Here is a 19,636-nt window from a genome sequence, read left to right as displayed (position 1 = left end):
TTAATATGACTAAAAAAATTGTTTTATATGGTGGTCAGTTTAATCCGATTCATACGGCCCATATGTTAGTTGCTAATGAAGTATTCTCACAAATAAAGCCTGATAAATTTTACTTTTTGCCAAGTTATATGGCACCTTTAAAAACACATGAAGATTATTTAGATGCTAAATTTAGAATTAAAATGATTGAAATGGTTATAGAAGAGCTAGGATTTGGAGACATTTGTTATGCTGAATTAGAAAGAAAAGGTCAGAGTTATACCTATGAAACATTAAAAAGCTTAGTTTCTGATAATCCCAATGCTGACTTTTATTTTGTTATTGGTACTGATCAGTATAAACAACTAGATAAATGGTATGAAATTGATAAGTTAAAGCAATTGATAACGTTCATTATCGTAAACAGAGATACAGATTTCCAAGAAGTGGAAAATAATATGATTTCGATTAATATACCCCGTATGGATATTAGCTCTTCTATGATTAGAGAGAGAATTAAAAACCACGAAACAATCAACATCTTGGTCCCTCATAATGTTAATAACTATATTAGAGAGGAAGGATTCTATGAAGATTAAAAAAGCTGTTGAACTTGTTAAAGATAAATTGCCTGAAAAACGATTTAAACATTCATTAAGAGTGGCTGAAACTGCGGTTAAACTCGCTAAAATCTACGACGGCGATGAAAAGAAAGCTGAATTAGCTGGAGTGTTACACGACTATTGTAAATATGATGAATTAAGCACTATGTATCAAATTGTTCGACAATATGATTTAGATAGTGAATTGTTGAGTTATGGAGGAGAGATTCTTCATGGGCCAGTATGTGCTGCAATAATGGAAGCTGATTATAATGTAAAAGATGAAGAAGTGTTATTAGCCATCAAAAATCATACTACGGGTCGTAAAGAAATGACTAAAACTGAAAAATTAGTATTTATCGCTGACTATATTGAACCTGGCAGAAAAACTCCAGGAGTTGAAGAAATCAGAGATATGGCATACAATCAAGGTAGTTTAGATAAAACAATTTATGAAATATCTAAGCGTACAGTATTGTTTCTAATTAATAAAGATATAACAGTTTTTGGTGCAACAATTTCATGTTTAAACTATTATAATTATAGTGATCAAAGAATAAAGGATGATTAAATGAATTCAGAAGAATTATTGAATATTGCTGTCAATGCGACAGAAAATAAAAAAGCAGAAGATATTGTTTCTCTTAATATGCAAGGTATTAGTGATATGACTGATTATTTTGTAGTTTGTCATGGTAATAATGAACGACAAGTTCAATCAATAGCTCGAGCCGTGAAAGAAGCCGTACATGAAAACGAAATAGACGTTAAACGTATGGAGGGTAATCAAGATGCAAGATGGGTGCTTATTGATTTAGCTGATGTTGTGGTTCATATATTCCATAAAGATGAACGAAATTATTATAATATTGAGAAACTATATCAAGATGCACCAATAGAAACATACGGTCAGGCTGTCTATTAAGATGTCTCAGTATGTTGAAATGAGTGCAGTATACGATCAATTAGCTCAAGATCAACCTTATGATAAATGGTACGATATAGTAAAATACTATACACAATCATTTAATAAAGACCTTAAGCTACTTGATATTGGTTGTGGCACTGGAAGCTTAACTTCAAAACTTACTTCTATTGGTTCGGTTACAGGCATAGATTTGAGCGCTGATATGCTATCTATTGCTGTAAATAAATCTAACCAAGTCACTTGGTTAGAAGGTGATATGACCGATTTTTCATTAAATACTAAATTTGATGTTATTACAATATTTTGTGATTCACTGAATTATTTACCAGATATTGAAGATGTTCAACAAACATTTCAATGTGTAATGCAACATCTAGATGACTCTGGCATATTTATATTTGATGTTCACACTATTTTTAAAATGAATACGTTATTTAATAATCAATGTTATATTGATGAAAATGAACAAGTCTTCTTAGCATGGGAAGCTATTACTGGCGAAGAACCAAATAGTGTATTTCATGATATGAACTTTTTTATAAAAAATAGTGATGGTAATTATCATAGATTTGATGAATCTCATTACCAAAGAACGTTTGATAAAGATACTTATATTCAATTATTAAAACAAGTTGGTTTTTCTAATATTGAAATATTCGTAGATTTTAGCATCGAAAATCACGACGATAAAGGTGAACGATTATTTTTCGTCGCTCGCAAATAAATTTAAAGTAAACTCATCTTCTTATACGTTTATATGTATAAGGAGATGAGTTTTTTTGTTTAAAAGTAAAAATGAAATGATAATATTTTTGAAGAAATGGCAACTATATATAGCTGCAGGTATTATAGCAATTAGCATCATTCTTTATTTCACTTTACATAATAGTGTATCCCACAAAGATGAAAACGATAGTAATACTATTCAATATAGTCAGAATAAACGCACGAAAGATGAATATTCAACAGATAACCAGCCCAATGCTTTTGATCATAAGAAAGAAACACCGAGCGATGATAATAACACCGGTCAACAAGACAATCAAAATATATATGTTGATTTAAAAGGAGCAGTAACAAAACCTGGTGTTTATATAATGAAATCTACTGATAGAATCAATGATTTAATAACTAAAGCCAAATTACTAAAAGATGCTGACATTTCACAAATTAATTTATCAGAAAAGCTTGTAGATCAAAAGATGATTTATATTCCACACAAAAATGAAAATAATTCTAAAACTGAGTCAGTTATTACTCCAACAAGTAGCAATGATACTAAAACAAGTAACGTAAATCAGTCTTCTACTAATAATAAAGTCAATTTAAACACAAGTAGTGAGAGTGAGTTACTCAATGTATCTGGTATAGGCCCCACAAAAGTAAAAGAAATAATAAGCTATAGAGAAAAAATAGGAACCTTTCAAAGTGTAGAGGATTTAAAAAAGATAAAAGGAATTGGTGAAAAAACTTTTGAAAAAATTAAAGAATATTTTACTGTATGAATAAAATAATATTGGATTGAATTGAAACTTAAACTATAATAATTAATATATTTTTAAAAGGAGCTGTTTAAATGGAACGAATTAAATGGGACGAGTATTTTATGGCTCAAAGTCATTTATTAGCATTGCGTTCAACATGTGAAAGACTCTCTGTTGGAGCTACAATAGTAAAAGATAACAGAATAATAGCTGGAGGCTATAATGGTTCAGTATCGGGTGAAGTTCATTGTATAGACGAAGGTTGCCTAATTGAAGATGGGCACTGTATTAGAACTATTCACGCAGAAATGAACGCTTTGTTACAATGTGCTAAACAAGGGGTGTCTACTGAAGGAGCAACAATCTATGTTACGCATTTTCCATGTTTAAATTGTACTAAGTCAATCATTCAAGCTGGTATCACTCGAATTTATTATGCTCAAGACTATCATAATCATGACTATGCCCTTAAGTTATTAAACCAGTCAGGCATTGAATATAAAAAAATTGCTTTTTCTCCTAGTAAAGTAGCTCAATACTTAACAGAATAATTTATGATTTACATTGCATTAAGTTTTTTAGCAGGTATTTTATGGTTACACTTAAAATTATTTTCAATATTCGTAGCTACAATCTTATGTATAATAATAATGCGAAAACGATTTCGCATAGATTTTATAATTATTTTAAGCCTATTCTTTATTATAGGTCTCTTAACAATTCAACATAATGAACAATTAAATAGTAGATTAATTACACAAGCAACGAATAATCATAGCATTAATTCAGAAGTGAAATTTGGTAATAATTTTAGGATAGCTCATCATCTTATCAAAGTGGATTTTTATTATAATGATGTAGATTATTTATTTACATTTAAATATAAAAATACAAAGCCACTCAATTTAGAACATAAAGCATGTCATATTAAAGGGGACATTACTAATATTTTTAATGGTAAAGCTTATGTTTTTGTGAAAAACGTTGATTATAATTCATGTCATCAGATTGATAATACCACTTTTATTAATCGTCATTTGAATTTTATTTATAACAAGCTATATCAATCTACTTTACGGGAACCAGAAAAAATTATAGCTTTAATCTTTGGTGATACTAGTGCAATAAACCCAAACTATATTGAAGAAGTCAAAGATGTCGGAATCTATCATTTATTAGCAGTCAGTGGTTCACATATAGCTACCATTTCCTTTATTGTATATCAAAACTTAGTAAGATTTAATCTACCTAAATTGATCATTAATACTATAATTATTTTACTATTAATACTATTTGCTTTTTATACTGATTTTGCACCAAGCGCTTTAAGAGCCATTATTGGAACTATTATATTTATTGTACTTCCTCGAAGATACAAATTAACTTCCATCGATATATTAGGATTAATATTTATTTTTTTAGCAATGTTTTATCCAAATATTATTTATGATATAGGATTTCAGTTTTCTTTTCTAATTTCCTTATTTATACTTTTGTCTTTACCACTCTTTAACAGTTCACCATTTAAAAATTTTCTATTACTTTCACTTATCGCTCAACTTTCCTCATTTATAATTAGTATTTATCATTTTAATCAGTTACAATGGCTAGGTTTATTTTCTAATATCATGTTCGTGCCTTTATATAGCTTTATTATATTTCCATTAGCTATATGTAACTTTATAGTTTATCATTTCGTTAACAATATAACTTTGTTAAACATAATAACTAATAAGGTATTTAAGTTTCATGACTTATTATTGAATTTATTTTTACCTTTCCAAAAATTGCGCCTATTTATAACTTTTCATTCTATGTTAGAACTTTTTATTTACTTTATTTTAATCTTTTTCATTATCTTGTTTGTTTGCCATAAAAGAATTATCTATAGTTTGGTTGTCATTCTATTATTTATTACTTGTATAATTATCTTTACTAAACCTAGTTCTTCGACTATTACATTTTTAAATGTCGGGCAAGGGGATAGTTTAATTTTTCAAACTAAAAGTCAAGAGACTGTTATGGTAGATACTGGTGGAAAAGAAAATAGTGCCGAAGAAAATTATCAAATATCAAAATATCATATTATGCCTACACTTAAGTCTAAAGGTATAAGCACGATTGATTATTTAATTATCACTCATCCTCATGCGGATCACATGGCTGAATTGCCGTATCTAGCAAAACATCTAAAAATTAAAAAGTTAATGATATATTTAGCTAGTTATCCACCAAATAAACTGTCTATGATTGAACAAATATGCCATAGCAATCACATTCAATTAATAGATGCTTCCCGTATCAATACTATTAATTTAAATTCATCTACTCTTCATTTTTTTCATACTTATATCCCAACTAGCAGCGATAAGAACGAACAAAGTGTTATTATTTTAATAGACTATTTAAAATACAAGTTATTACTGATGGGAGACGCTACTAAAAATAATGAAAATATATTAATACATAAATATAATCTACCGAACATCGATATTTTAAAGGTAGGTCATCACGGCAGTAAAACTAGTAGTTCTGAACAATTTCTAAATATAATCCGTCCATCTATCAGTGTAATATCAAGTGGTAAACATAATAAATATCATCTACCTAATGAGGAAACAATTGAAAAGTTAAAATCATTCAACAGTAAAATTTATAATACTCAAAATGATGGAGAGATTACAATTGACCTAGATAGAGATTTAAAAATATCTTTCAAATAAATCGTAGTTAAGTAGTGATTATCACAATTCGCATGATATAATATTTAAACGCTTTATATTTTGAAAGGATGCTCATTAACATGAGAAATAACGTAGTAGCTGTTTATGGCGAAGTACCAGAATTAGTAGAAAAGAAAAGTAATGAATTAGTAAATGACTTTTTAGAAGAAGGAAAAGATGATTTTAACTTCATTAAATTCAACCTATATGAAACTAACATATCTACAATTATAGAAGAAGCTTTGACTTTGCCATTTATTTCTGAGAAAAAAGCAATTGTGGTTAAAAATTCATTTATGTTTACCGGCGAAAAAGTTTCTAAAGAAATAACGCCTAATACCGATCAAGTTATTGAGTTTTTAGAGAAGTATGATGGTAATAATCTTTTAATCTTTGAAATTTACCAAAGTAAATTAGATGAACGTAAAAAATTAACAAAAACATTAAAGAATACTAGTAAGCTTTATAAAGTTGAACAAATGTCTGAACAAGAAATGAAATCATGGATACAAAATAAATTACATGAAAATTATAAAGACATTAAACAAGAAGCTTTAAATTTATTTATTGAGTTAACAGGAATTAATTTTAATGTTATATCACAAGAATTAGACAAGATTATATTATTTTTAGGGGATAGAACAACAATAAATAAGAATGATGTCAGTTTAATCATTAACCGTAGTTTAGAACAGAATGTATTTTTATTAACAGAATATATTCAAAAGGGAGATAAAAACAAAGCCATTCAGCTTGTTAAAGATTTAATAATAATGAAAGAAGAACCGATTAAATTATTAGCATTAATTACTAGTAATTACCGTCTTTATTATCAATGTAAGATTTTATCAAGAAAAGGGTATAGTGGCCAACAGATTTCTAAGACTATTAATGTGCACCCATATAGAGTTAAGTTAGCTTTCGGACAAGTAAAGCATTATCAACTCAATGAATTACTTAATATTATTGATCATTGCGCAGAAACAGACTATAAGCTTAAATCTTCCTATATAGATAAACAATTAATTTTAGAATTATTAATACTTGCACTATAAAAGCAATAAAAAAGTTCAAGCACTAAGCTTGAACTTTTAAAATTATTTACTTGATGACATTAATTTTGATTTAATGCGATCAGCTTTGTTTGAGTGAATTAAGTTACTTTGTGAAGCTTTATCAACTGTTTTAATTGCAAAGTTAACTAATTCAGCTTTATTATCAACATTGTTTTCAATCGCTGTTTTAGCTCTTTTTACTGCTGTACGCATCGTATTTTTTTGTGAAATATTACGAGCTTCAGCATTATTAGTTGTTTTCACACGTTTAATAGCAGATTTAATATTTGGCATTACTGTCACCTCCTAAAAGTGATCTTAAGCATATCAAATTTTATTTTGATTACAACAAGAAATATTTTATCAAAACAAAGGTATTTGTGCAATCATTAATTATATCTTACTAGTGATTATTACTATTTAAATAGTATTAGCTATTGGAATGCAAAACTCAACACTTTATAATTACATTATAACAAGTTATCAAGTTCGTTAAATCACGATTAATTCGAAAGATTCAATTTTAATATATTATTACCTTTATTAGGTTTGCAATTAAGTATTAAAAACGATATTATATCAAAGATGTATACACACACGGGCTAATTTTATGAAAGCGAGAATGATAGGTCATGGATATGCAAGAACGCTATAACAGAAGAGAAAATATACGAAATTTTTCTATTATTGCTCATATTGATCATGGTAAATCAACATTAGCAGATAGAATTTTAGAAAATACGAAATCTGTTGAAACACGAGACATGCAAAATCAATTATTAGATTCAATGGATTTAGAGCGAGAACGAGGCATTACAATCAAATTAAATGCAGTACGTTTGAAATACGAGGCTAATGATGGCCAAACTTATACTTTCCATCTTATAGATACACCAGGACACGTAGACTTTTCTTATGAAGTATCAAGATCATTAGCTGCATGTGAAGGTGCTATTCTAGTAGTTGACGCTGCTCAAGGAATTGAGGCACAAACTCTAGCAAACGTTTATTTAGCACTAGATAATGAATTAGAATTATTACCTGTTGTAAATAAAATTGATTTACCTGCTGCTGAACCTGAAAGAGTTAAACAAGAACTTGAAGATGTCATCGGTCTAGATCAAGATGATGTGGTGTTAGCAAGTGCGAAATCTAACATAGGTATTGAAGAAATTCTAGAAAAAATAGTTGAAGTAGTTCCTCCACCAGAAGGGGATCCTAGTGCTCCACTTAAAGCATTAATCTTTGATTCTGAGTACGACCCTTATCGAGGTGTAATTTCATCTATACGAGTAATGGAAGGCGTAGTTAAAGCTGGCGACCGTATTAAAATGATGGCTACTGGCAAAGAGTTTGAGGTAAGTGAAGTAGGAATTAATACACCTAAACAATTACCAGTAGAGGAACTAACTGTTGGTGACGTTGGTTATATCATTGCTAGTATTAAAAATGTAGATGACTCACGTGTAGGTGACACTATCACACATGCTAATAGTCCAGCAGAATCACCACTTAAAGGTTATAAGAAAATGAACCCAATGGTATATTGTGGTTTATTCCCAATTGAAAATAAAGATTATAATGATTTAAGAGAAGCGTTAGAGAAGTTACAATTAAATGATGCTTCTTTAGAGTTTGAACCTGAATCTTCACAAGCATTAGGCTTTGGTTTTAGAACTGGATTCTTAGGTATGCTTCATATGGAGATTATTCAAGAACGTATTGAACGTGAATTCGGAATTGAATTAATTGCTACTGCACCATCTGTTATATATCAATGTATAATGAAAGACGGCTCAGAAGTTACAGTAGATAACCCAGCTCAAATGCCTGAGCGTGATAGAATAGAAGCTATTTATGAACCATATGTTAAAGCTACTATGATGGTTCCAAATGATTATGTAGGTGCCGTTATGGAATTATGTCAGCGTAAACGTGGACAATTTATCAACATGGACTACCTAGATGACATTCGAGTTAACATCGTTTATGAAATTCCACTATCTGAAGTAGTGTTCGACTTTTTCGATCAATTAAAATCAAATACTAAAGGTTATGCTTCATTTGATTATGAATTCATTGAGAATAAAGTAAGTAACTTGGTTAAAATGGACATCTTATTAAATGGTGATACTGTAGATGCTTTAAGTTTTATCGTGCATAGAGACTTCGCCTATGAAAGAGGTAAAGCACTAGTTGAAAAACTTAAAACATTAATTCCTAGACAACAGTTCGAAGTACCTGTTCAGGCTGCTATTGGTCAAAAAATCGTAGCTAGAACTAACATTAAATCAATGGGTAAAAATGTTTTATCTAAATGTTATGGTGGCGATATAAGTCGTAAACGTAAATTATTAGAAAAACAAAAAGCTGGTAAAGCTAAAATGAAAGCAGTTGGTAACGTAGAAATACCACAAGATGCTTTCTTAGCAGTATTAAAAATGGACGACGAATAGTTAACAAAGAGGTTGAGACAGTTATAAATTAAGATTTTAATGTTTAAGGCGGAAAGTATGTACTATTAAACTATTTATTTTCTCCCATTATTAAAATCTTCAATGTTATTGTCTCAGTCTCTTTTTAATTCAATTATAAAATAAGTGAAGGTGTAAATATGACGGTCAAAAGTGCATATATCCATATTCCGTTTTGCGTTAGAATATGTACTTATTGTGATTTCAATAAGTATTTTATTGATAAACAGCCTGTAGACGAATATTTAACTGCGTTAATAAAAGAAATGGAGACGAGTTCTAATAGGGAGTTAGATACTATGTATGTAGGGGGAGGAACACCTACTGCACTTAGTGAAGCACAACTTGAAAGATTATTAAAAGCAATCACTTCTATCTTTTCAATTAGTGGAGAATTTAGTTTTGAAGCTAATCCAGATGAATTAACTTTTGATAAAGTGAAATTGCTAAAACAATACGGGGTGAATAGGATTTCAATGGGTGTACAAACTTTCAAACCTGAATTATTACGCATTCTTGGCAGAACTCATAAGACGGAAGATATATATAATGCAGTAAATAATGCTAGAAAAGCAGGCATTCAATCTATAAGCCTCGATTTAATGTATCATTTGCCCGAACAGACTTTAGAAGACTTTTCAGACAGTTTAAATAGAGCAATAAATATGGATATTGATCATATCTCAAGTTATGGCCTAATTTTAGAGCCTAAAACTCAATTTTATAATATGTATCGAAAAGGTAAGTTGAAATTACCAAATGAAGACTTAGGCGCTGAAATGTACCAGTATTTAATGAATACTCTCGAAAATACACCTTTTAAACAATATGAAATTTCTAATTTCGCTAAAAATAACCATGAGTCATATCATAATAAAGTGTATTGGCTTAATGAGGAGTATTATGGTTTCGGAGCCGGGGCAAGTGGTTATGTAAATGGAGTAAGGTATACAAACTTAAATCCTGTCCAACATTACATCAATAAAGTGAATAATGATGAAAAGCCTATATTAACCAGCAATACACCGACATTTGAGGAAAAAATGGAAGAAGAAATGTTCCTAGGTTTAAGAATGAATAAAGGCGTAAGCAGAGAAAAATTTTACCTTAAATTTAACGTTTCTATAGATAAGGTTTTTGGTTACACTATTGATAGTTTAAAAACTAAAGAACTATTAAAAGAACAAGATGGATATATTTCTTTAACTGAGCGTGGAAAAGTGATTGGAAATGAGGTTTTTGAAGCTTTTCTGTTAAATATATAGATATTTTAAAAAAAGTAATGCTTTAACGTTGACTTACTTTGACCAATTTGATAAATTATAATTAGCACTTGAGAGGAAACAGTGCTAATGAGGTGAAAACATGATTACAGATAGACAATTAAGCATTTTAAATGCAATTGTTGAAGATTATGTTGATTTAGGACAACCAATTGGTTCTAAGACATTGATTGACAGACATCACTTAGATGTCAGTCCAGCAACGATTAGGAATGAAATGAAATATCTAGAAGAATTAAACTTTTTAGAAAAAACACATTCATCCTCAGGTCGTTCTCCTTCAGAAGAAGGGTTTAGACTTTATGTCAATCAATTGTTAAAGAAAACATCTCATCAAAAACACAATAAAGTTCAACGATTAAATCAACTCTTGATTGAGAATCACTACGATATTTCTTCAGCATTAAATTATTTTGCAAATGAATTATCAATGAAATCTCAATATGCAACGTTGGTTGTTCGTCCAGACCACAATAAAGATATTATAAATAACGTTCATTTAATACGTGCAAATCAATCGATTATTATAATGGTAATTATTTACAATTCAGGGCACGTAGAACACTTACATTTGCATTCATACATCAATTTAGACAATGATAGGTTAATTGATATTTCTAATTTCATTAGTCAACAATATAGCGATAAAAATTTTAACTTTAAAGATAAAATTAAAGCATTTGTTAACTCTAATGAAGAAGAATTATTTATTAATAATATTGTTCATATGCTTAATTCACATCTTCACAAACAAAGTAATAGCATTTTTATGGGTGGAAAGGTTAAACTAATTGATGCATTGAATGAATCAAATGTTTCGTCAATTCAACCAATTTTGCAGTATTTAGAGTCAGAGCGGATTACTGAATTGTTAGAAGACATTTCTTCTTCAGAAATTAATGTCAAAATTGGAAAAGAAATTGATGAAAGTCTTAGTGATATTTCAATCGTTACTAGTCAATATCACTTTGATCATTCTCTAAAAGGACAAATAGCGGTTATTGGACCAACTGCAATGCATTATCAAAATGTGATTCAATTACTTAACCAAATTTGGTGAGTTTAATTGTAATTATATTGGAGGGTAAAAAATGACAGAAAAAGATGAATCAGTAAAAAATACTACTGAAAATACTGAAGAAAATGAAACAACTAATGAAGAAACATCATCAGTAGAAAATGCTGAAACTGCTACAGTTGAAAATGATAATTCACAAGATAGTGATGAAAGTGAAGAAACATCAGTAGATCCTAAAGATGAGGAAATTCAGCAATTACAATTAAAAGCAAATGAAAATGAAGAAAAATATTTAAGATTGTATGCAGAATTCGAAAATTATAAACGTAGAATTCAAAAAGAAAATGAAACTAATAAAAAATATCAATCACAACGTGTGTTAACTGATATTTTACCTACAATTGATAATATTGAACGTGCTTTACAAATTGAAGGTAGCGATGAATCATTTAAATCATTGCAAAAAGGTGTACAAATGGTTCATGAAAGCTTATTAAGAGCACTTCAAGAAAATGGTCTTGAAGAAATTGAATCTGAAGGTCAAGAATTTGATCCTAATTATCACCAAGCTGTAGTTCAAGATGATAATCCTGATTTCAAATCTGGAGAAATTACTCAAGAACTACAAAAAGGGTATAAATTAAAGGATAGAGTTCTAAGACCATCAATGGTTAAAGTAAATCAATAAAGCATTTGATGAAAATACCATTTTAACAAATAATTATATTGGAGGAATTTTATTATGAGTAAAGTAATCGGTATAGACTTAGGTACAACAAATTCATGTGTAGCTATTTTAGAAGGTGACGAACCTAAAGTAATTCAAAACCCTGAAGGTGCTAGAACTACTCCATCAGTAGTAGCATTCAAAAACGGTGAAACTCAAGTTGGTGAAGTAGCTAAACGTCAAGCTATTACTAACCCTAATACAGTTCAATCAATTAAACGTCATATGGGTACTGACTATAAAGTTGATATTGAAGGCAAATCATATACTCCTCAAGAAATTTCAGCAATGGTTTTACAAAACCTTAAAAACACTGCAGAAAGCTATTTAGGAGATAAAGTTGATAAAGCAGTTATCACAGTTCCTGCTTACTTCAATGATGCTGAACGTCAAGCTACAAAAGACGCTGGTAAAATTGCTGGTTTAGAAGTTGAACGTATTATTAACGAACCAACTGCTGCTGCATTAGCTTATGGTTTAGACAAAACTGAACAAGATCAAAAAGTATTAGTATTCGACTTAGGTGGCGGTACATTTGACGTTTCTATCCTTGAATTAGGCGATGGCGTATTTGAAGTACTTTCAACTGCTGGTGATAATAAACTTGGTGGTGACGACTTTGACCAAGTAATTATCGATCACTTAGTTTCAGAATTCAAAAAAGAAAATGGCGTAGACTTATCACAAGATAAAATGGCATTACAACGTCTTAAAGATGCTGCTGAAAAAGCTAAAAAAGACTTATCAGGTGTTTCTCAAACTCAAATTTCATTACCATTCATCTCAGCTGGTGAAAATGGTCCATTACACTTAGAAATTAGTTTAACTCGTTCTAAATTTGAAGAATTAGCTGATTCATTAATTAGAAGAACTATGGAACCTACTCGTCAAGCACTTAAAGACGCTGGTTTATCTACTTCGGAAATCGACGAAGTTATCTTAGTAGGTGGTTCAACTCGTATCCCAGCTGTTCAAGAAGCAGTTAAAAAAGAAATTGGTAAAGACCCTCACAAAGGTGTTAACCCTGACGAAGTAGTAGCAATGGGTGCTGCTATCCAAGGTGGCGTTATCACTGGTGATGTTAAAGATGTCGTATTATTAGACGTTACACCATTATCACTTGGTATTGAAATCATGGGTGGACGTATGAACACATTAATTGAACGTAATACAACTATCCCAACTTCAAAATCTCAAGTATACTCAACTGCAGCTGATAACCAACCAGCAGTAGACATTCACGTGTTACAAGGTGAACGCCCAATGGCATCAGATAATAAAACATTAGGTAGATTCCAATTAACTGATATTCCACCTGCTCCACGTGGCGTACCTCAAATCGAAGTTACATTTGATATTGATAAAAACGGTATCGTAAATGTTACTGCAAAAGACTTAGGTACTAACAAAGAACAAAATATCACAATTCAATCAAGCTCAGCTTTATCTGATGAAGAAATCGATCGTATGGTTAAAGATGCAGAAGAAAATGCTGAAGCAGATAAAAGCCGTCGTGAAGAAGTAGACTTAAGAAATGAAGCAGATAGCTTAGTATTCCAAGTTGAAAAAACTATTAAAGACTTAGGTGAAAACATTAGCGAAGATGACAAATCTAATGCTGAAAGTAAAAAAGATGCTTTAAAATCTGCCCTTGAAGGTCAAGATTTAGAAGACATTAAAGCTAAAAAAGAAGAACTTGAAAAAGTAATTCAAGATTTATCAGCTAAAGTTTATCAACAAGCTCAACAACAAGCACAAGGTGCTGATGCTCAACAACAAGGCAATAATGACAGCAATGTAGAAGATGCTGAATTTAAAGAAGTAAATGACGATGAAGATAAAAAATAATCGCTAATCGTTTATAAGGTTCGCTAATTTAGTTAAACCACTATAAATGTCAGCCAAAAAGTCAAAGTCAATTGAACATTGGCTTTGACTTTTTCTTTTATATTTACAATACTTGGAGATGCTCATAAAAATACCGCTTTAAAAGGAGAGATGAAATTGGCTAAAAGAGATTATTATGAAGTCTTAGGCGTTAGCAAAGGCGCATCAAAAGATGAAATAAAAAAAGCTTACCGTAAATTATCAAAAAAATATCACCCTGATATTAATAAAGAAGAAGGTGCCGACGAGAAGTTCAAAGAAATCTCTGAAGCATACGAAGTACTAAGTGATGACAATAAACGTGCTAATTATGATCAATTTGGTCACGAAGGTCCGCAAGGTGGCTTCGGAAGCCAAGGATTTGGCGGCCAAGATTTCAGTGGCTTTGGTGGCGGATTCGAAGACATATTTAGTTCATTCTTCGGTGGCTCACGTCAAAGAGATCCTAATGCGCCACGTAAAGGCGATGATTTACAATATACAATGACATTAGAATTCGAAGAAGCAGTCTTTGGAACTAAAAAAGAAATATCTATCCGTAAAGACGTCACTTGTCACACATGTAATGGTGATGGCGCTAAACCTGGCACTAGTAAGAAAACTTGTAGTTATTGTAACGGCGCAGGCCATGTTTCAGTAGAACAAAATACTATTTTAGGCCGAGTTAGAACTGAACAAACTTGTCCTAAGTGTGATGGCTCTGGTCAAGAGTTTGAAGAACCATGTCCAACTTGTCATGGTAAAGGTACAGAAAATAAAACAGTTAAACTAGAAGTAACAGTTCCAGAAGGTGTCGATAACGATCAACAAATTCGTTTAGCAGGCGAAGGTACACCAGGAGAAAATGGTGGACCACACGGTGATTTATATGTAGTATTCCGTGTTAGACCTTCAGATAAATTTGAACGTGATGGCGATGATTTATATTACAATCTAAATGTTAGTTTCCCACAAGCTTCATTAGGTGACGAAATTAAAGTTCCAACACTTAAAGGGCATGTCATGTTAACTATTCCTGCAGGCACACAAACAGGTAAACAGTTCCGCTTAAAAGACAAAGGTGTCAAAAATGTTCATGGTTACGGTCACGGTGATCTATTTGTTAACATTAAAGTGGTTACACCAACTAAACTTACAGATAAACAAAGAGAACTAATGAGAGAATTTGCAGAAATTAGTGGGGAAACTTTAGAAGAACAACCTTCTAATTTCAAAGATAAAGCACGCAAATTTTTTAGAGGAGAATAAATGATGAACTGGACAGAACTTTCAATTGTAGTTAACCATGAAGTTGAGCCTTTAGTAACTGATATACTCGAAGATAATGGATCAAACGGTGTAGTTATAGAAGATTCTCATGATTTAATCAATCAACCTGCAGATAAATTTGGCGAAATTTATGAATTGAAAAAAGAGGACTATCCTGAACAAGGCGTTAGATTAAAAGCTTATTTCAATGATTTAACTTATTCGTCTCAATTCAGAGATAAATTAGAGAATCAAATTTTATCACTAGAAGGAATTGACACTGATATGGTGAACTTTTCTGAAAAAACTATCGCAGAAGTAGATTGGGCAAACGAATGGAAAAACTACTTTCATCCTTTTAGAGCGTCAAAGAGATTTACAATCGTTCCTAGCTGGGAAGACTATACTAAAGAAACAGATGCAGAATTATGCATCGAATTAGACCCTGGAATGGCATTTGGAACAGGTGACCATCCGACAACGAGTATGTGTTTAAAAGCAATAGAGCATTATGTATCTCCTCAAAACTCAGTGATTGATGTAGGTACAGGCTCTGGAATATTGAGTATCGCTTCTCACTTAATAGGTGTTAAGAGAATTAAAGCACTCGATATAGATGAAATGGCTGTAAATGTTGCTAAAGAAAACTTTAGAAAAAATAATTGTGAAGATTCAATTGAAGCTGTGCCAGGAAATTTATTGCAAGATGAAACTGAAAAATTTGATATTGTAATCGCAAATATTTTAGCTCATATTATTGATGATATGATTGAAGATGCATATAATACTTTAAATAACGAAGGCTATTTTATTACTTCTGGTATAATTGAAGAAAAACATGAAGAAATTCTATCTCACATGAAGCGTGTAGGATTTGAAATAGTATCAATCAATCATGACAACGGTTGGGTATGCATCGTTGGTCAGAAAGTGAGTGAATAAATTGCAAAGGTACTTTATAGATCAAAACGCTGATGAAGATCAGCGTTTTTTTATAACAAATAAGGAAGATATACATCATATAACGAATGTAATGAGAAATTCAGTTGGTAATAAGGTTATCGTAACTTTCAAAAACAAAGAAGTTTATACAACTGAGATTACGCAAATTACACCTCAAGAAATTGAACTTAAACTCATTCAAAAGTTAGATATAAATACCGAATTACCTATGCATATTACAATTTGTAGTGGATTAATAAAATCCGATAAATATGAATGGATGATTCAAAAGGCTACAGAGATGGGTGCATCAGAATTTATCGCTGTAGAAATGGATAGATCTGTTGCCAAATTACCACCTAACAAAACTCAGAAGAAGTTAGAACGTTGGCAAAAAATTATCAAAGAGGCAGCTGAGCAAAGTTATCGTTTAATCGTTCCTCATATTAAATTCGAGTCGAATTTAAATAAAATTTATGATACTATTAGTCATTATGACTATATTTTATTAGCATATGAAGATGAAGCGAAACGTGGGGAAATTAGCTTGTTCAAGGATGCTTTGAGACAATTTAAGACTAACGATCGCATATTAATCATATTTGGGCCAGAAGGTGGATTTTCTGAAAAAGAAATCATAACCTTCAAAGATGTAAGTACAAATGTTGGCTTAGGTCCAAGAATTTTACGGGCAGAAACAGCACCGCTTTACGCATTGAGTGCTATAAGTTTTGAAAAAGAATTAATGGGGTGAATTTCATGTCAACAGTTGCGTTTCACACATTAGGTTGTAAAGTTAACCATTATGAAACTGAAGCAATTTGGCAATTATTTAAAGAAGCAGATTACGATAGAGTAGACTTTGAAACAAATGCAGATGTCTTTGTTATCAATACTTGTACCGTAACTAATACTGGCGATAAAAAAAGTAGACAAATTATACGTAGAGCGATTCGTCAAAATCCAGATGCAGTAGTTTGTGTGACAGGATGTTATGCACAAACATCATCTGCCGAAATTATGGAAATTCCTGGAGTAGATGTCGTTGTCGGCACACAAGATAGATATAAATTATTAGACTATATTGACCAGTTTAGAGCAGAACGTCAACCGATTAACGGTGTTGGAAATATTATGAAGAACCGTACATATGAAGAATTAGATGTTCCTTATTTCACTGATAGAACTAGAGCGTCTCTTAAAATTCAAGAAGGATGTAACAATTTCTGTACGTTTTGTATAATTCCATGGGCACGTGGATTAATGCGTTCTAGAGATCCTGAAAAAGTAGTAGAACAAGCAACTCAACTAGTACAATCAGGATATAAAGAAATCGTTCTTACAGGTATTCATACTGGTGGATATGGCCAAGATTTAAAAAATTACAACTTAGCACAACTGTTAAGAGATTTAGAAGAAATTGATGGCTTAGAGCGTATTAGAATTTCATCAATCGAAGCTAGTCAACTTACTGATGAAGTCATCGACGTTTTAAAACAATCCAATAAAGTTGTTAGACACTTACACGTACCATTGCAATCAGGTTCTGATACAGTGTTAAAACGTATGAGAAGAAAATATACTATGGAACATTTCTCTGAAAGATTAACGAAATTACATGATGCATTACCAGACTTAGCTATTACTAGCGATGTCATTGTTGGCTTCCCAGGTGAGACTGAAGAAGAATTCCAAGAAACATTTGATTTTATTGTTAAGCATAAATTTTCAGAGTTACATGTTTTTCCTTATTCATCACGTATCGGTACACCTGCAGCACGTATGGATGACCAAATTGATGAACAGATTAAAAATGAACGTGTGCATAAATTGATTGCATTAAGTGATCAACTTGCTAAAGACTATGCTTCTAAATTTGAAAATGAAGTGTTAGAAGTCATTCCAGAAGAAGCAGACGAAAAAGAAGGCACATTAGTAGGTTATGCTGATAATTATATGAAAGTGGAATTTGAAGCTGATGAATCATTAATCGGCCAAATTGTAAAAGTTAAAATCTTAAAAGCTGATTATCCAATTAATATTGGTAATGCTATTAGAGTAGTAGACCATGCAACTAATAAATCAGAACAAGGTGTACTATTATAAATTTTTAAAATTATAAAGATTTGCAATTGACCATAATTATTTCATATATTATACTAAGTAAAGCATAGTCATATAGCACTATGCGACTAATGACTTTAAAGTTTCGTTGATATTTGGAGGGAGGGAAATACAGATGTCTAAAACAGTAGTACGTAAAAATGAATCACTAGAAGATGCATTACGTAGATTTAAACGTTCAGTATCTAAAAGTGGTACTATCCAAGAAGTACGTAAACGTGAATTTTACGAAAAACCAAGTGTTAAACGTAAAAAGAAATCAGAAGCTGCACGTAAACGTAAATTCAAATAATTAATAGCTCTGTTGACTCCCTCAACAAGAATATTAATTATAAATATGCTCTCGATTAGTGTAAACTAATCGGGAGTTTTTTCTTTTTAAAGATATTATTCTAACACTATAAACTCCCTATATATTAATGTATAATCGAAATTGAGAGCGAGGTGAAATTGTGAACTATTTTAATGCGATACATATCATTTTCAATTCGATTTTATCTACTAATACATGGATGAACCAATTATCCGATATTATTACTAGCCCACTTATCTCCTTAATACTGACTTGTATTATCTTTTTAGGCTTTCTCTATCAATTATACTCGAAAAGAGTAAATCTTATGGGTATTATTGCAAGTCTTGCACTTTTAGTTCTATTTTTAGGTTTCCTAGTAAGTGGCGATGTTAACTTAGTATCTGTACTCTTATTTTTCGTTGGTGCGATACTGGTTATTATTGAATTATTTGTAATTGGAGCTATTATTGGAATCATAGGAATCACTTTAATTGTATTAAGTATAATTATGCTTGGAGATAACATATTATTAATGTTAATGAATGTAGTGATTGCTTCTATTCTAGCTATTATTGAATGGGTGATATTGGTGAAAATTTTCAAACGTAAAATTCCATTTCTAGATAAAGTCGTTTTAAAAGATTCAACGAATGCAGAAGCAGGTTATAGATCTCACGATGACCGTTCTCACTTAATAGGACAAACAGCACAAACTATAACTGATCTTAGACCAGCAGGAATTATTTCCCTAGATAATGAAAGAATTGATGCTGTCTCTGATGGTGCATTCATACTTAGAAATAAGCAAGTTAAAATTCTTGAAGTTGAAGGTACAAGAGTTATAGTTAGAGAAATTGAATAATTATA

The 19,636-nt window shown here is 30.9% G+C and carries 20 protein-coding genes; 19 read left to right on the top strand and 1 reads right to left on the bottom strand.

The genetic code is table 11. The features are described 5' to 3' along the window. Positions 1-5: 5 nt before the first annotated feature. The 8 genes from FH144_RS04395 to holA all read left to right on the top strand — a co-directional run bounded on the left by FH144_RS04395 (position 6) and on the right by holA (position 6,771). Positions 6-578 carry a nicotinate-nucleotide adenylyltransferase gene (locus FH144_RS04395; RefSeq protein WP_198611507.1) on the top strand — a complete coding sequence of 191 codons (573 nt, stop codon included), beginning with the start codon at positions 6-8 and terminating at the stop codon, positions 576-578. Next, the gene (yqeK, locus tag FH144_RS04390) at positions 568-1,152 is read left to right on the top strand and encodes a bis(5'-nucleosyl)-tetraphosphatase (symmetrical) YqeK (RefSeq protein WP_107508322.1); all 585 of its coding nucleotides are present in this window, start codon (positions 568-570) and stop codon (positions 1,150-1,152) included. Before FH144_RS04395 ends, yqeK begins: the two co-directional genes overlap by 11 nt. After that, positions 1,153-1,506 carry a ribosome silencing factor gene (rsfS, locus tag FH144_RS04385; protein ID WP_242313936.1) on the top strand — a complete coding sequence of 118 codons (354 nt, stop codon included), beginning with the start codon at positions 1,153-1,155 and terminating at the stop codon, positions 1,504-1,506. It abuts the gene before it with no gap. A 1-nt stretch (position 1,507) separates the two neighbouring features. Continuing rightward, positions 1,508-2,233 (top strand): class I SAM-dependent DNA methyltransferase, encoded by a 726-nt coding sequence (locus tag FH144_RS04380; protein WP_242313934.1) that lies wholly within the window; start codon positions 1,508-1,510, stop codon positions 2,231-2,233. Positions 2,234-2,288: 55 nt separating this feature from the next. Next, positions 2,289-3,014, top strand: coding sequence for a helix-hairpin-helix domain-containing protein (locus FH144_RS04375; protein ID WP_242313932.1), 726 nt, complete (start codon positions 2,289-2,291; stop codon positions 3,012-3,014). A gap of 71 nt (positions 3,015-3,085) precedes the next feature. Then, positions 3,086-3,544 carry a ComE operon protein 2 gene (locus tag FH144_RS04370; protein ID WP_107508565.1) on the top strand — a complete coding sequence of 153 codons (459 nt, stop codon included), beginning with the start codon at positions 3,086-3,088 and terminating at the stop codon, positions 3,542-3,544. A 3-nt stretch (positions 3,545-3,547) separates the two neighbouring features. After that, positions 3,548-5,716: a DNA internalization-related competence protein ComEC/Rec2 gene (locus FH144_RS04365; RefSeq protein WP_242313930.1), complete on the top strand. Its 2,169-nt coding sequence runs from the start codon at positions 3,548-3,550 to the stop codon at positions 5,714-5,716. A gap of 80 nt (positions 5,717-5,796) precedes the next feature. Further along, positions 5,797-6,771, top strand: coding sequence for a DNA polymerase III subunit delta (gene holA / locus FH144_RS04360; protein ID WP_242313927.1), 975 nt, complete (start codon positions 5,797-5,799; stop codon positions 6,769-6,771). 42 nt (positions 6,772-6,813) lie between these two features. Here the strand turns inward: holA and rpsT are convergent, their stop codons facing one another. Beyond that, positions 6,814-7,065 (bottom strand): 30S ribosomal protein S20, encoded by a 252-nt coding sequence (gene rpsT / locus FH144_RS04355; protein ID WP_242313925.1) that lies wholly within the window; start codon positions 7,063-7,065, stop codon positions 6,814-6,816. Positions 7,066-7,403: 338 nt separating this feature from the next. Here rpsT and lepA point away from each other — a divergent pair, with 338 nt between their 5' ends. The 11 genes from lepA to FH144_RS04300 all read left to right on the top strand — a co-directional run bounded on the left by lepA (position 7,404) and on the right by FH144_RS04300 (position 19,631). Then, the gene (gene lepA / locus FH144_RS04350; RefSeq protein ID WP_242313922.1) at positions 7,404-9,227 is read left to right on the top strand and encodes a translation elongation factor 4; all 1,824 of its coding nucleotides are present in this window, start codon (positions 7,404-7,406) and stop codon (positions 9,225-9,227) included. A gap of 158 nt (positions 9,228-9,385) precedes the next feature. Beyond that, on the top strand, positions 9,386-10,510 hold the full coding sequence (gene hemW, locus FH144_RS04345; protein WP_242313920.1) for a radical SAM family heme chaperone HemW: 1,125 nt from the start codon (positions 9,386-9,388) through the stop codon (positions 10,508-10,510). A 100-nt stretch (positions 10,511-10,610) separates the two neighbouring features. Next, positions 10,611-11,588, top strand: coding sequence for a heat-inducible transcriptional repressor HrcA (hrcA, locus tag FH144_RS04340; protein ID WP_242313918.1), 978 nt, complete (start codon positions 10,611-10,613; stop codon positions 11,586-11,588). Between the two features lie 31 nt (positions 11,589-11,619). Next, positions 11,620-12,234, top strand: a complete 615-nt coding sequence (grpE, locus tag FH144_RS04335; RefSeq protein WP_242313916.1) for a nucleotide exchange factor GrpE — start codon at positions 11,620-11,622, stop codon at positions 12,232-12,234. A 54-nt stretch (positions 12,235-12,288) separates the two neighbouring features. After that, positions 12,289-14,121 carry a molecular chaperone DnaK gene (gene dnaK / locus FH144_RS04330; protein ID WP_107508558.1) on the top strand — a complete coding sequence of 611 codons (1,833 nt, stop codon included), beginning with the start codon at positions 12,289-12,291 and terminating at the stop codon, positions 14,119-14,121. A 156-nt stretch (positions 14,122-14,277) separates the two neighbouring features. Then, positions 14,278-15,408 carry a molecular chaperone DnaJ gene (dnaJ, locus tag FH144_RS04325; RefSeq protein ID WP_107508557.1) on the top strand — a complete coding sequence of 377 codons (1,131 nt, stop codon included), beginning with the start codon at positions 14,278-14,280 and terminating at the stop codon, positions 15,406-15,408. A 3-nt stretch (positions 15,409-15,411) separates the two neighbouring features. Next, on the top strand, positions 15,412-16,350 hold the full coding sequence (gene prmA / locus FH144_RS04320) for a 50S ribosomal protein L11 methyltransferase (protein WP_242313914.1): 939 nt from the start codon (positions 15,412-15,414) through the stop codon (positions 16,348-16,350). 1 nt (position 16,351) lies between these two features. Next, positions 16,352-17,104 carry a 16S rRNA (uracil(1498)-N(3))-methyltransferase gene (locus tag FH144_RS04315; protein ID WP_277953129.1) on the top strand — a complete coding sequence of 251 codons (753 nt, stop codon included), beginning with the start codon at positions 16,352-16,354 and terminating at the stop codon, positions 17,102-17,104. A 5-nt stretch (positions 17,105-17,109) separates the two neighbouring features. Continuing rightward, entirely contained in the window at positions 17,110-18,456 is a 1,347-nt protein-coding gene (mtaB, locus tag FH144_RS04310; protein WP_242313909.1) for a tRNA (N(6)-L-threonylcarbamoyladenosine(37)-C(2))-methylthiotransferase MtaB, read from the top strand. Between the two features lie 133 nt (positions 18,457-18,589). Beyond that, a complete protein-coding gene (gene rpsU, locus FH144_RS04305) occupies positions 18,590-18,766 on the top strand; it encodes a 30S ribosomal protein S21 (protein ID WP_000048060.1) in 177 nt (58 codons plus the stop codon). Between the two features lie 220 nt (positions 18,767-18,986). Beyond that, complete coding sequence (locus tag FH144_RS04300; protein WP_277953132.1) at positions 18,987-19,631, top strand: NfeD family protein; 645 nt, start codon at positions 18,987-18,989, stop codon at positions 19,629-19,631. Positions 19,632-19,636 lie beyond the last annotated feature (5 nt).

The sequence above is a fragment of the Staphylococcus sp. acrmy genome (genome assembly GCF_022690565.1).
In the GTDB taxonomy this organism is placed as follows: Bacteria; Bacillota; Bacilli; order Staphylococcales; family Staphylococcaceae; genus Staphylococcus; species Staphylococcus caledonicus.
Note: the sequence above shows the minus strand (reverse complement) of the source record. Positions and strands in the feature narration are given on the sequence as shown.

Bases quoted from the DNA above. Each gene is read 5' to 3' on its own strand.
- FH144_RS04395 (WP_198611507.1), top strand. From the start codon at position 6: ATGACTAAAAAAATTGTTTTATATGGTGGTCAGTTTAATCCGATTCAT.
- yqeK (WP_107508322.1), top strand. From the start codon at position 568: ATGAAGATTAAAAAAGCTGTTGAACTTGTTAAAGATAAATTGCCTGAA.
- rsfS (WP_242313936.1), top strand. From the start codon at position 1,153: ATGAATTCAGAAGAATTATTGAATATTGCTGTCAATGCGACAGAAAAT.
- FH144_RS04380 (WP_242313934.1), top strand. From the start codon at position 1,508: ATGTCTCAGTATGTTGAAATGAGTGCAGTATACGATCAATTAGCTCAA.
- FH144_RS04370 (WP_107508565.1), top strand. From the start codon at position 3,086: ATGGAACGAATTAAATGGGACGAGTATTTTATGGCTCAAAGTCATTTA.
- FH144_RS04365 (WP_242313930.1), top strand. From the start codon at position 3,548: ATGATTTACATTGCATTAAGTTTTTTAGCAGGTATTTTATGGTTACAC.
- holA (WP_242313927.1), top strand. From the start codon at position 5,797: ATGAGAAATAACGTAGTAGCTGTTTATGGCGAAGTACCAGAATTAGTA.
- rpsT (WP_242313925.1), bottom strand. From the start codon at position 7,065: ATGCCAAATATTAAATCTGCTATTAAACGTGTGAAAACAACTAATAAT.
- lepA (WP_242313922.1), top strand. From the start codon at position 7,404: ATGGATATGCAAGAACGCTATAACAGAAGAGAAAATATACGAAATTTT.
- hemW (WP_242313920.1), top strand. From the start codon at position 9,386: ATGACGGTCAAAAGTGCATATATCCATATTCCGTTTTGCGTTAGAATA.
- hrcA (WP_242313918.1), top strand. From the start codon at position 10,611: ATGATTACAGATAGACAATTAAGCATTTTAAATGCAATTGTTGAAGAT.
- grpE (WP_242313916.1), top strand. From the start codon at position 11,620: ATGACAGAAAAAGATGAATCAGTAAAAAATACTACTGAAAATACTGAA.
- dnaK (WP_107508558.1), top strand. From the start codon at position 12,289: ATGAGTAAAGTAATCGGTATAGACTTAGGTACAACAAATTCATGTGTA.
- prmA (WP_242313914.1), top strand. From the start codon at position 15,412: ATGAACTGGACAGAACTTTCAATTGTAGTTAACCATGAAGTTGAGCCT.
- mtaB (WP_242313909.1), top strand. From the start codon at position 17,110: ATGTCAACAGTTGCGTTTCACACATTAGGTTGTAAAGTTAACCATTAT.
- rpsU (WP_000048060.1), top strand. From the start codon at position 18,590: ATGTCTAAAACAGTAGTACGTAAAAATGAATCACTAGAAGATGCATTA.
- FH144_RS04300 (WP_277953132.1), top strand. From the start codon at position 18,987: ATGAACCAATTATCCGATATTATTACTAGCCCACTTATCTCCTTAATA.